10 protein-coding genes and 1 pseudogene are annotated in these 12,138 nt (G+C 41.6%); 6 read left to right on the forward strand and 5 right to left on the reverse strand.

The window, feature by feature from the left end:
* Positions 1–4 precede the first annotated feature (4 nt).
* From BP549_RS04490 to BP549_RS04500, 3 genes are all read left to right on the forward strand, one after another.
* Positions 5–514, forward strand: a complete 510-nt coding sequence (locus BP549_RS04490) for a 4Fe-4S dicluster domain-containing protein (RefSeq protein ID WP_292374675.1) — start codon at positions 5–7, stop codon at positions 512–514.
* 137 nt (positions 515–651) lie between these two features.
* A complete protein-coding gene (locus tag BP549_RS04495; RefSeq protein WP_292378500.1) occupies positions 652–1,140 on the forward strand; it encodes a universal stress protein in 489 nt (162 codons plus the stop codon).
* 821 nt (positions 1,141–1,961) lie between these two features.
* A complete protein-coding gene (locus BP549_RS04500) occupies positions 1,962–2,399 on the forward strand; it encodes a universal stress protein (protein ID WP_292378503.1) in 438 nt (145 codons plus the stop codon).
* 475 nt (positions 2,400–2,874) lie between these two features.
* On the opposite strand, the gene BP549_RS04505 is transcribed toward BP549_RS04500, so the two are convergent.
* The 4 genes from BP549_RS04505 to lonB form a co-directional block, all read right to left on the reverse strand.
* Positions 2,875–4,107 carry a clostripain-related cysteine peptidase gene (locus tag BP549_RS04505; protein ID WP_292378505.1) on the reverse strand — a complete coding sequence of 411 codons (1,233 nt, stop codon included), beginning with the start codon at positions 4,105–4,107 and terminating at the stop codon, positions 2,875–2,877.
* 654 nt (positions 4,108–4,761) lie between these two features.
* Positions 4,762–6,072 carry a TldD/PmbA family protein gene (locus BP549_RS04510; RefSeq protein WP_292378507.1) on the reverse strand — a complete coding sequence of 437 codons (1,311 nt, stop codon included), beginning with the start codon at positions 6,070–6,072 and terminating at the stop codon, positions 4,762–4,764.
* A gap of 2 nt (positions 6,073–6,074) precedes the next feature.
* Positions 6,075–7,415 carry a TldD/PmbA family protein gene (locus BP549_RS04515; protein WP_292378510.1) on the reverse strand — a complete coding sequence of 447 codons (1,341 nt, stop codon included), beginning with the start codon at positions 7,413–7,415 and terminating at the stop codon, positions 6,075–6,077.
* 2 nt (positions 7,416–7,417) lie between these two features.
* Positions 7,418–9,514 (reverse strand): ATP-dependent protease LonB, encoded by a 2,097-nt coding sequence (lonB, locus tag BP549_RS04520; RefSeq protein WP_292378513.1) that lies wholly within the window; start codon positions 9,512–9,514, stop codon positions 7,418–7,420.
* Between the two features lie 578 nt (positions 9,515–10,092).
* Between lonB and BP549_RS04525 the strand changes: the two genes are divergently transcribed.
* Positions 10,093–10,974 (forward strand): tetratricopeptide repeat protein, encoded by an 882-nt coding sequence (locus tag BP549_RS04525; RefSeq protein ID WP_292378514.1) that lies wholly within the window; start codon positions 10,093–10,095, stop codon positions 10,972–10,974.
* Between the two features lie 111 nt (positions 10,975–11,085).
* Here the strand turns inward: BP549_RS04525 and BP549_RS04530 are convergent, their stop codons facing one another.
* Positions 11,086–11,424 carry a hypothetical protein gene (locus BP549_RS04530; protein ID WP_292378516.1) on the reverse strand — a complete coding sequence of 113 codons (339 nt, stop codon included), beginning with the start codon at positions 11,422–11,424 and terminating at the stop codon, positions 11,086–11,088.
* Positions 11,425–11,647: 223 nt separating this feature from the next.
* On the opposite strand from BP549_RS04530, the gene BP549_RS04535 reads away from it, so the two are divergent.
* Entirely contained in the window at positions 11,648–11,845 is a 198-nt protein-coding gene (locus tag BP549_RS04535) for a hypothetical protein (RefSeq protein ID WP_292378519.1), read from the forward strand.
* A pseudogene (locus BP549_RS04540) lies at positions 11,823–12,138 on the forward strand (tetratricopeptide repeat protein); the annotation flags it as partial. The gene BP549_RS04535 and the pseudogene BP549_RS04540, both read left to right, overlap by 23 nt.

A 12,138-nucleotide genomic window follows, 5' to 3' on the forward strand; every position in this document is an offset into this window, starting at 1 on the left:
TACAATGAAGGACGTAATGATTCGGCCTGAACGCTGCCTGGGCTGCCGCTCATGTGAGATTGCATGTGCTGTTGCACATTCCGAGAGTAAGAGCCTTTTTTCAGCTATAGGGGAAAAACCAGCTCCAAAAAAACGCATCTACCTGGAGCATGTCCCTGACCTTGGAGTTTCTCTTCCGATCACCTGTCGTCACTGTAAAGATGCGCCCTGTGTTTCGGTTTGTCCTACAAAAGCTCTCTACCAGGACGAAACTACTAGCACTGTAATTCATAACCCGGACCGTTGCGTAGATTGCTGGAGATGTTCTACGGTATGTTCCCGCTTCAGTTCTCTATATCAATTGATTCTTGTTATGGGTTGCTGGACAAGTTCCATGAATCACAATCGTGGGGTAATTAGCAGGCAAGCTGAAGTGGGGATAAAATGTGATCTCTGCGAGAGCAGGGATTTACCTGCTTGTGTCGAGGCTTGCCCAACACATGCTCTTATTCTCTTTGAAGTTAACGAGATTTGAAGAAAAAGCATAATTAGACTGCTTTGGAAATTGCAAGATAAACAGAATTGCGCTGGCGCATGCTACAAGCAATTGGATCTATCTGCGCCACCGCTTCCTTACTGGATGGTAATATATAACAAACCTTGCATATTAATATGAAAAATTTAAAAGAAAATGGGGAGTCAGATACTATTAACAGTCTTTACAGAAAGATAATGGTTGCAACTGACGGTTCGGAATCTGTCAGAAAAGCGGTCGAGACAGCAGTTGAAATTGCAAAGATAACCGGAGCAAAACTGTATGCTGTGTATGTGATTACTTTGGGAGGACTTTCAATGCCCTATCCCAAGGATGTAGGGTGGGAAAGGATCACTCTCGAATACTTCAGGAATGAAGGCAGGGAGGCCACAGCTTATGTTAAAGAATCCGGGAAAGCTGCAAATGTTGAGGTCGAATCTGTAATTCTGGAAGGAAGTCCTGCGAATGAGCTTGTCGATTTTGCAGAAAAAAATGATATTGATCTTATTGTCGTGGGTACACTAGGAAAAACTGGAATTCCAAGGTTCCTGCTCGGAAGCGTGGCCGAAAATGTGGTAAGGCACTCAAAAAAAGCGGTACTTGTGGTAAAGGGAAAAGCTGTTTAATATGTCAGATACGCATATAAGGACCAAATTTTTCAGGATGGGAGTCCAGACTTTTCTTGGGGATATCTATCACCTATCTATATTGGAAGGTTTTACTCTTTATGATAATTAACGCTAAGTCTGCTTATTTTTGGAACTCAAACTTAGCCTTCAGATTGTCGTATACTCAATCATAATTAAAGAGATTTCTTTAAAGAATAAGACATCTAGATGATTAAAAAGTAGATGAAAGAAAAGTAGAGTAAAAATAACTAAAAATTACTTGTATATACTTAAGAAAAAATATAAAAACCAATAACAGTGAACGGGGGTTTTGGAGGAGGTTAAAATATGTTGGATATAATTATTGTCAATAATATTTGATTTTGAGCTTACCCGTTCACTAATCCTCTCTCTAATGATTATGCTATATAAGTATTTTGGTGCATAAAAAATCTAATGCCCTTTTGTGCCAGAGTGACCCGGAATATATTCAAATTTACGGATTTTTTTGTCCACATATAACTAAAATAAACAATATTAAAACAGTACTTATTTCTTTTGTTCTATTCGGGTAATTTTAATAATAATTAACAAAAAGTTTACTAAAGAGTAATTTATATAACAATTATACCCCATAAGGGATTATTATATATTTCCGGAAAGCGTAGACAAATCTAGAAGATATTTACATATGAGAATATATCCGGAGGTACAATTGAAAATTTCTTGGATATAGGTTTGTATAATATAATGAAAATGATATAATGAAAATTGTATGTAAAAACTCTATGTAAAAATCTTATATGAAAAATTTCCGTTGTTATAATGGGGGATTTTAGTTGGAAAGTAAAAATTACCAAAAGATAATAATTGCAACCGACGGCTCAAAACAGGTAGGAAAAGCAATTGAGGCAGGAGTTGAGCTTGCTAAACTCACTGGAGCAAAGCTTTATGCCATATATGTAATTGTCCAGACAGGCTATTCTCCGAGAGATTTCGGGTGGGAAGGCTCATTGAGAGAATTTCTTGAGGCTGAAGCTAAAAAAGCTGTTACTTCCGTTGAGGAGGCGGGAAAAGCTTCAGGCATTAATGTAGAATCTGTAATTCTTGAGGGATATCCTGCAGACAAAATTCTGGAATTCGCAGAACAGGAAGGTATGGACCTTATAGTAATGGGAACACTTGGAAGAACCGGGCTTGACAGGTTCCTTATGGGAAGTATAGCTGAAAAGGTAGTAAGGCATTCAAAGATACCGGTAATGGTTGTAAAAGGCTAAGCTGAGAAATAAAATTGAAAAATAATAACAATAAGAGATTTTCATTTAGAAGATTTTCATTTATATTCAGTTAAGATACGAAACGTTTAAAGAATGATATCTTGTGAGCTCATCCCAAAGCTTCAAAATTGCTTCTCTCAAGCCCATATTCCGGAAACCAGTTGAGTTTTTAATCATGAAAAATAGCCTTGGAACTCTTACTGGTTGAAAATAAATTGATTTTGGAATGCACTGAATATTAAACACATTAAAAGATCTTTGGCGATCCACAAATAATCGGTTGATATTTTTCCGAGTATTCATTATTCGCATTCCGCTTTAATTTTCTACTTTATGCACATTCAATTTCCTGTACACCGGTAAGCTTAGAAAACAGATGAAACTAAGCAAAAACACTCAAAGACAAAATATCAACCACCTAATAATGCACGACCAGGGCCTTCAGTATAAAAAATAAATTTTCAATTTTTCCCGATCAATACTCGTGGTATTTTTGAAGCATAAGTGGCCAATTTTTGCAGTCTTTCGCGAACTCTAAGTCTGCATAATATTTGGAAACGCAATGAGGACGTGGAATTAAATAAACTGACGCCCCACAACATTGATCGTAGTCTTTTCCGAGATGTGATTCTGCAATGATGAATTTTCCCGAATTAGCTTTGAATTCTTGGACGACATTTTGTGCCGTTTGATTTACATTACTGTCCGGAGTTAAACCTGATAATACTTTGCAGAAATTAGATGCATCCCACAGCGTATAGTAAAAAAAACTCTTCGATTTATTTTGAGCTCTTTCAATTGCTGTGATTACATCAGGCATCTTATCGATCAATGCTTCAGCCAGTGAATCTAAACTCTTTGCGGCATCCTTAACTTTTGAGAGGTCAAAAGCTGACTGAGTCACATCAGACTGACCCCATTCATTATAAGTTTTTGTATAAGCCTTGACCATCTCACAACAAAATTCTGGTGTTGAAATTCCCGGATTTTTATCCAGTATATTAAGTATAGAACTATACGGCCACCCCTCTCCGGGTTCGGATTCCTCAGATGAAACAATATATTTTACGTGTGGCTCTGCTTGATAGGCCACCTCAAGGTTACTCATGAGGCAAGCATCCATACCCAGAATATCCAATGGTTGTCCAAGCTTTTCTTTTGCATAAGCAAGGACTTTACCTAGCTCTATCGTGTCTAGAGAATGGCCTGATCCATCGTCGCTACAGATGGCCCTCAAATTCGAGGAATCCAGATTAAGGATTTCACTGACAGTCGTATTGAAGAAGGTTTTCTTTAATTTTGACGCAGTCATATAACTTGCTTCACGGGTATTCCAATTCTTTGTTCTCTCGCACCTAGCGAGTCTATCTAAATCACTTGGCTCCCAACCTCCACCATGATTCCACAAAATCAATGCATAGCGGTCGGCTGGATAATTATCACAAGACCAGGCTATGAAATCCTTGAGAACATTCGGATCTCCAGAGTCAGTTTCCTCTAGTTCTTCAACCTTCTCATTGATTCCTCCGCGTCGAATATAGAAACGTCTGGTACCTTTATTACCCGCGTTATCAAATTGAACTAAAACATTAACGTCAGGGCTCGAGCCGACTTGTCTCATTTCCCTAAGGTCTTCATCTCCAGCCGTTGATAAACTATTATCGCCGGCCATATAAACCATGTACGTCCACTTGGCTTTCGTTTCCATTATCTTCACCTTTTTATTTAAAAACTAATCTAAAAATTCAAAATTGTTTCTTCGAATCAAGTATTCTGTGTGATCAACGTAGTTCAAATTCGGAAAATAATCTCCCACTCAATTTCCCACTCGAAACAACACAGAGCCGTATTTTACTGATCGTATTTTGTCTACCTGTAAAAAATACGATAATTATTATGTATGCTGCCATATAAAATTAGAAGTATATAATTACTGGAGAATATGTATTAAGAACCTATAGCCACAATTGCATATAACCTGTATCGGCAGGCAGACTTTAAAACCTAATTTGACAGAAGCACATATTTTAATGCATAAATGGGTTTTATGCTTCTGTAAATTAGGGTCATGTCCTAACCAATTATCAAAGTCAAGTTTCTTGATTTCTAGATACTATTACTTGAGCTCCACAGACAAACGTTGCCATTTATGCATGTCACAGCAGGATTACCACAAATGAAAAAGGTAGAGTGTGACGCAGTTCATAGTATAGCTCCTTATCACGCCTGCCAAAAGCAGGATATAAAATATAAAAAAGATTCTCAAGTAAAATAATTTATATTAAATCCCCAGACCAGTATTAATCAACTTATCAAGTGAACTTATCAATTCTTGAAAAAAGAGAAGGCTCTTTAAGAGCCTTTAACCTATAACACTTATATCCGAAACCCGGATAGAAGGTGTAATTATTCCTCCGACTTTCCGGACATCAAAGCCTGCCCCTGTGATCTGTTTTAAGAGTTCGAAAGCATTGCCCGAAATCATAAGGGATTTTATAGGCTTATCAAGAGCACCGTCTTTAATTGTGAAGGCATTTCTGGCTTCTACCGAGAAATCCCCTGAAATCGAGTTCGCCGTATGGGCACCGATTACTGTATTTACGAAAACCCCTGATTGCGTATCAGCAATAACATCCGACTGAGGATAATCAATAATAAAGTTTCTGAGCCCTACTGAAGGAGGGTTTGTGTAAGAAGACCTTGAGCCATTCCCTGTACTCTTTACGCCTGCTTTTCCTGCGGTATAACTGTCATACAGGTAAGTTTCAAGCACACCTTTCTCAATCAAGGTAGTACGCTGCGAGGGAACACCTTCGTCATCCGAAGCAGAAGTTTCAATCCCTGCTTCAATCAACCCATCATCGTAGATGCTGAGTTCCGGCACTGCCAGGTCCTCCCCTACTTTGTCTATCAAGCCTGACCTTCCCTTCTGGACATTATCCGCATCAAGCGAAGGAGCAAGCGCTTCCTCAATAATATCCGCGAAGGCAAATGGATGGAAAATCACATCAGTCTTTTGAGGTTCGATCTTTATCCCCCCATTGGACTTCAGCGCAAGCTCGGCTGCGTTCTTTCCGAGAACAAAGAAATCAATATCTAGAGAACGGGAAATTCCAAAATCATAGGCTGTAGAGGTCTGCCCGTTTACTGTAATGACATCCACAAAGCCGGAAACAGCTGTCGATTCCTCTTCAATTTCTATGCCGTTGGTGTTCAGGATAAGTTGCTTGCCCTTTGCCCGGGTAAAACCTCCTGATGTCGGAAGCGTGCCTGGGATCTCTTTTGTACCTTCAACAAGTTCCAGGGCATAGTCAATACAGGCTTCAAGTTCCAGAGTCTCGACTTTTTTATCGAAAATGCCCGAGACTGTGGGATATTTCTCGTTAGAAGGAAGACTTACCCAGTCAGGGTCGCTTTCCCTGACCCTAGCTTCGGCAACGGCAACTTCAACGGCGCTTTCTATTTGTGCTGCCGAATTCGTGCTGGCAAAGCCAACAGCTCCGTTTACTATAGCCCGGATTCCTATGCCTTCCGAGAAACGGTCTTTAGCATTCTCAAGGGCGTCTTTTCTAAAATTCACGCCTGTTGAGTGATTTGCAGCGTAATAAATTTCGGCTTCTTCAGCCCCTGCCTTTTCTGCAAGTCTGAGGGCTTTTTTTGCAAGCTCGTACATCTTCAGGCACCTCCCACAAGGGCTTTTGAGATCGCAAGGTGAGGAGAACCATCTGATACGGATACAAGCTGCCCGGCTTTTCCGCATCTGCCTGCAGTCATTTTCAGGTCGTTGCCCACAAGGGCCACATGGTTGAGAATCTCAAGAGTTTTGCCGGAGAGAGAGACGTCCCGTATAAGTTCGGCGAGCTCCCCGTTCCTTATCAGGTATCCTTTTTCGGCATTGAACTGGAAAATCCCTTCGCCGGTATTCACCTGTCCTCCTCTCGAGCCTATGAGATACATGCCGTCTTTTACCTCTTCCAGCATCTCTTCAAACCTGGCATCTCCATTATCTATGAAGGTATTACTCATCCTGACAACAGGCATCGAATAACCCTGAGATCTACAGTTCCCTGGAGTTCCTCCAAGTTTCGCTGCAGTTTCCCGGGAGTGGAGATAGGAATTGAAAACTCCGTCCTTGATTATTTCTGTCCTTTTTGATTGTGCCCCTTCGGCATCAAAAGGATAGTATCCGAACTCGTGCAGGGTAGGGTCATCGATAATCGTAACAAGGGGGGATGCAATCTGTTCTCCGATCCGGTTTTCAAGGATTGAGTCTCCTTCAAGCACAAGATCAGCCTCAGATGCGTGCCCAACAGCTTCATGGGCAAAGACGCCAGCCAGTTCTTGGTCAAGAATTACAGGCATTTCTCCGCCTTTAGGGGTCTTCGCTTTGAGGAGTTCGATTGCAGTATTTCCTGCTTTGCCGGCAAGTTCCAGCACGTTCTCTTTCTCAAAGAGTTCGTATCCGTATCCAAAGCGGCTTTCTCTGCCTGCCTGGTATACTCCGCTTTCCGAAGCAACTGCCGAAACTGCAAAGCCGACGTTCTGAAGCTCATAAGCACATTCAATACCATCAGAACTTCTGTATTCAACTTTAAACTCGGATTCCAGGTACATTACTTTGGTACTGTTGATGCCCTTTACTTTCGCGCTGGCTTCTATGCTTTTTAAAAGATCGACTTTTTCCTCAATGGAGACATCCCTTGGATCAATTCTGACTTCAGGGAGATTCTCTACTTCCGGAGGGTTTATAGCTGCAAGTTCTACGTCTTCCTTGGGGGTATTTGCATTCATAGAAAAAGCAAGTTTTGAGGCCGCCTCAACGCCCTGTTTGAGGTCGATCTCTCCTTCCACAGACGTATAACCCCAAGAACCACCACAGAGGGCCCTTACACCGGCCTCCCGTGTAAAGTTTCTGGATATCTCTTCGATCTTTCCGTTATCCAGAATAATTGAGGTGGAGCTGCCCTCAATTACCCTGCAGTCATAAAATTTAATGTCCTGCATAATGCCTGTCATGATCAGTTCCTGCACCCAAAAAGATTCTTAGCCTGTACGGAAGCGGGTGAAACCTCAGGAATATCGAAGCTGAGCTTTGTAAGATTTCTGAGTTTTTCGATAATTGAGTTCTTTTTCGGGCCCACAAGGCTGTGTTCCATTACCTCCGCAATGGAGGAAACGGGAATGATCTGGATTTTTTCCTTGTATGCCTTCTCAATAAGGACATCAGCTTCGTTTGCTTTTGGAATAATGACTTTCTTCATCCCAGCCTGAGCCGCAGCTTCAATCTTATATGTAACTCCGCCTACAGGCAGGACATCTCCCCTCACTGAAAGGGAGCCTGTCATCGCTACAGTCTGGTCTACAGGAATCTTTTCGATGGCAGATATGACAGCTGTTGCAATGGAAACCGATGCACTGTCTCCTTCCACACCTTCGTAGGTTCCTACAAACTGAATATGGACATCATGTCTGGATATATCCGTACCAGTCATGTTTTTAATCACAGCAGAGACGTTTTGCACTGCTTCCTTTGCAATTGTCTTTAGCTTACCTGTTGCTATAATTCGTCCTTCAGCTCCGGAAATTGCAGGGGTGACTTCGGACACGATAGGGAGTACGATTCCTGAGTCTCCACCCATGACCGCAAGCCCGTTGACCCTGCCCACAGCAGACCCTCTTCTGAGGAATGATTCGTATTCCTTGCGTTGTTCCAGGTAGCTGTCTGCAAGCTGCTGTTCTATAGATCTTGCGATTCTCTTTGCTGCTAGTACATGCTCTGCGGTTGTTAATGGAGCGCTTTCGGAATGGGCAATGTCTCCTGCCACACGTACAAGCCCGCCAAGATCACGAAGCTTGAGAGTAAGGTGGCCTTTCCTACCTGCCCGCCGACGGGCTTCCCGTATTACTTCTTCCACTGCACCTTCATCGAAGTGAGGGATATGTCCGTCCCGAACAACTTCCTGGGCAACGAAACGAACCATTTTCTTCCGGTTCTCAGGAGTATCTTCCATGGAGTCCCGCATGTATACTTCGTAGCCGTAACCTTTTATTCTTGACCTAAGCGCAGGGTGCATCTTCTGTACGGCATCGAGGTTCCCTGCAGAAACCATAATAAAATCGCAGGGTACAGGCTCAGTTTTGACAAGAGCGCCTGAACTTCTCTCTGACTGCCCGGTAATTGGGTATTCCTTTTCCTGAAGAGCAGTCAGGAGACTCTGCTGGGATTCCAGCTTGAGAGTATTGATTTCGTCAATAAAGAGTACACCTTTGTGGGCCTTGTGGATATCTCCGGCTTCTACCCTGTCGTGAGCAGGAGTTTCAAGTCCACCTGACTGGAACGGGTCGTGCCTCACATCCCCAAGCAGAGCCCCTGCGTGAGCTCCGGTGGCATCGATATAGGGTGCGTGCTCTTTGTCATAATTTGAAACCGCCATTTTCGGGATCATCATTTCTTCTTTAGGCAAGAACTGGCGGGTTAGCATGAGAATCATAATGCCTGCAATAATGCCCCAGAGTAATTGACCAACAAAATAAGAGTAAATGATAATACCCACAACAAAAAGCATCATGAGCATATTCCGAGCCTGGGCTTTCTTTCTGGCTTCCATCTTGTGAGCCATGACGATTTCTCTGCCCTTTCCGGCAGGAACCTCCCTTATTTTGGGGTTGTTCAGGTCTTCCATGTTAGGATATACAAGGATATCTTTGAGTTCTTCTTTAGGAAGAAGTTCTGCCATTGCTTTTGCAAGCAGGGATTTCCCTGTTCCTGGAGTCCCTATCATCATGATATGCCGTCTTTGGCTAGCTGCCTTTTTCACGACTTCTACGGCATGCTCCTGCCCCAGCACCTGGTCAATAAGAAGTTTGGGTACATCGATATTAGAAGTATTTTCAAACTGGAAGCCGATATCAATATCTTCATCCATGTCCTGATCGGACTCAGACTCGGCCTTAACTTGATTGGATTCAAACCCAGTCATACCCCCACCGGATTCATCCTTCTTCTGGTCGGCCGCAGACTTGTCTCCATCCTGAACGGGCTCGCCAATATTTTGAGCGGGTTCGTCCATCTTCCCCGAAGACTCGTCTATGTTCTGATTATTATTATATACCATGGTTAGCTCACATATTCGAACGTTATTGAATAGACGTTACTGATCGATATATATACTTGACGTTTTCGAAAAAATGATCTATTTAATGATAAAATTATTGGCAAAAAGCGGGATGCCACAATAAAGAATTTCTCGATTTACTGTGACCCCATCCATATTTCGACTAATTATATAGACTTTCGGTATATAAAATTAACCTACTACTAAATGTATAATATAGAAACCTTTTATTATATACTTATTTGCTAATTACCTATTTGGCTCGAAAACGCGATAGATAATCAATTTTCAAATCATTGCTTAATGATAGTTTCAGCTCTTTTATGATATTCCTCTATAAATACATTGAGCATCGTTCGCTAATTTAGAGCCAATTTAGTTTTGGATCCTAATAGTTAAAAAATATATACGAGTTAATTCCGAGTTAGTCAGAACTGGCTCAGAATGATTTAGCGCTAGCTCATCCCATTTCAGAGCTAAATTAGAGGTAATTAGGAGATAAGTCTAAGCTATGTCCAGCCGGCTATTCATAAATCGGCATCGACAGCTATTTAAAAAACAGGAGGCATTTTTCTCTTATGTCCAGAAGCAAGGTAAAAAATCTTCTCCTTCTAAAGCAAATTCACAGTGCCGTAGCCCAGATCCGAAAAGGCAAGATGGATAAAGCCCTTGAAACCCTAGATAAAGCCGAAGACTCTGCAAGGAAAGCAAAAGCCACCGACGCCGTATATTATATTCTTTTTATGCGCGGAGGCATCTTTTATACTGAGTCAAAGTATGATGAAGCCCTCGAAACCTATGAAAAGGCGCTTGATGCAGGTTCGGAACTCCTTAAAACTAACCCTGAAAATAACGATTACAAGCACTACATGGGCACAACCCTGAGCAATACCGGAAACCTTCTTAAAAGGAAAGGCGAAAATTCGAAAGCTGCTGAATATTATGCTCAGGCCCGTGAGACCTATGTAAATCTTCTGGCAAAAGATCCTGGAAATGCAGTCTTCCGATCTACTGCCGGCGAGAACCTGAACAACTATGCAGCTCTCCTTACGGACATGGGTTCTTTTGAGGAAGCATGTGAAGTCCTCAGGCAGGCGATTGAGCTCTACGAAAAGCTTCTTGAAGAAAAGCCCGACAACCTGGGCTATCAAGCCGAACTTGCAGTCGCGCTCAGTCAGCTTGGAAAATGCCTGATCCAGCAGAGTCCGGAAAACTGCGGAACTGCAAAACAAAGCCTTGAAAAAGCTCTTTCCATGCAGGAAAACATCCTCACCCAGCAGCCCGAAAATGCAACTATTATAGATGCCATTGCTTTAACCCGGGAGAGACTTGAAAAACTGGAAACCCTGGAAAAACAGGAAAAGCCTGAAAATCTGGAAAATCCGGAAACCCTGGAAGAACAGGAAAAAACAGAAACTTTGGAAGAACAAGAAAATCCGGAAAATTCGGAAAGGCTTTAAGGTTTTTATCTCAAATGCGCCGGCAGCATCATAGAGAGCTGAGTCATAGAGGATAGCGTCATAGAGCCTATAATCTCTTAAAATCCGCAAAAATCCGAACACTTCAACTTTTTACAGGTTCTCCTTTGAAAACAGCAGCATGTGCACATAAAGCAAAATCAGCAGGCCTGCAACGATTCCTGAGATAAACTGGAAAGTAAAGTATGAATAAACAACCAGCCCAAGCACGAAGAGAGTAATAAGAATATTTGCAAGCCGAACTCTCTTCCTCATCTGAGGATCTAGCGGAGTTCCGGCTTCTTTTTCATCTAGCTGACATTCCCTAAAGTAACTCCTTTCTCTTTTCATAAGGAAATAGAGTCTCAGAATGAGAACATCAATAACTATGCCCCAGAGAAGCTGGCCGATATACAAGGTATAAAAGAGGATAGCTGCGAGAAAGATACTCACAAGCAGGAGGTATATTTTTTCTCGTTTTCTAATTTCAAGAATCTCGATTCTACCCTTCCCCCGAATCTCGATCTTATTCTTACTTCATTTCTCTGTTCACATTATTTACCTTTTCCCTGTGTGCAAAGAATAAGAAGCAAACCATCTCTTATTCACGCACTTTTGCTACAACTCTATAGTAAAAAAACAAAATGTTTAAGCTATCCTGAATTTATCTTTTATTATGTCAGAGAGTTTGAGAGATTCAGCAATAACCTCCTTTAATGAAGCTTTAGAGCTAATTCAAAGAGATCAAAAAGAGGAAGCCTTAAAAGCGCTTGAAAAAGTCGAAGAAGCCGCAGGCCAGGCTGAAGCGTATGATATTTTTTCTATATATTCAGGCTTTAAAAGGACATCTAATGCAGGTAATAGGAGCATATGAAGAAGCTCTAAATATCCACTCTTTTGCCATAGAAGTTGCTGAAGAGCTTCTTATAAATGATCCTGATAACGAGTTTTATCAGTCAATTCTTCAGATGAACCTTGACGAAATTATTACTCTTGGAAATCTTTTCTATAACACGGGACTTTTTCTTCAAGCAAAAAATTGCTATGAACTACACCTTCTAATCTCTCAAAATCTCCTTGAAAACGACCCCGAAAACTTATCTTACCAATCAGATGTAGCAATGACACTCAACAATTTAGGAAACTTGCTTTCTGATATGGGGCGCA

The sequence above is a fragment of the Methanosarcina sp. UBA289 genome, assembly GCA_002496565.1.
Taxonomy (GTDB): Archaea; Halobacteriota; Methanosarcinia; order Methanosarcinales; family Methanosarcinaceae; genus Methanosarcina.

Bases quoted from the DNA above. Each gene is read 5' to 3' on its own strand.
- BP549_RS04505 (WP_292378505.1), bottom strand. From the start codon at position 4,107: ATGGAAACGAAAGCCAAGTGGACGTACATGGTTTATATGGCCGGCGAT.
- BP549_RS04535 (WP_292378519.1), top strand. From the start codon at position 11,648: ATGTCAGAGAGTTTGAGAGATTCAGCAATAACCTCCTTTAATGAAGCT.
- lonB (WP_292378513.1), bottom strand. From the start codon at position 9,514: ATGGTATATAATAATAATCAGAACATAGACGAGTCTTCGGGGAAGATG.
- BP549_RS04490 (WP_292374675.1), top strand. From the start codon at position 5: ATGAAGGACGTAATGATTCGGCCTGAACGCTGCCTGGGCTGCCGCTCA.
- BP549_RS04515 (WP_292378510.1), bottom strand. From the start codon at position 7,415: ATGACAGGCATTATGCAGGACATTAAATTTTATGACTGCAGGGTAATT.
- BP549_RS04510 (WP_292378507.1), bottom strand. From the start codon at position 6,072: ATGTACGAGCTTGCAAAAAAAGCCCTCAGACTTGCAGAAAAGGCAGGG.
- BP549_RS04495 (WP_292378500.1), top strand. From the start codon at position 652: ATGAAAAATTTAAAAGAAAATGGGGAGTCAGATACTATTAACAGTCTT.
- BP549_RS04525 (WP_292378514.1), top strand. From the start codon at position 10,093: ATGTCCAGAAGCAAGGTAAAAAATCTTCTCCTTCTAAAGCAAATTCAC.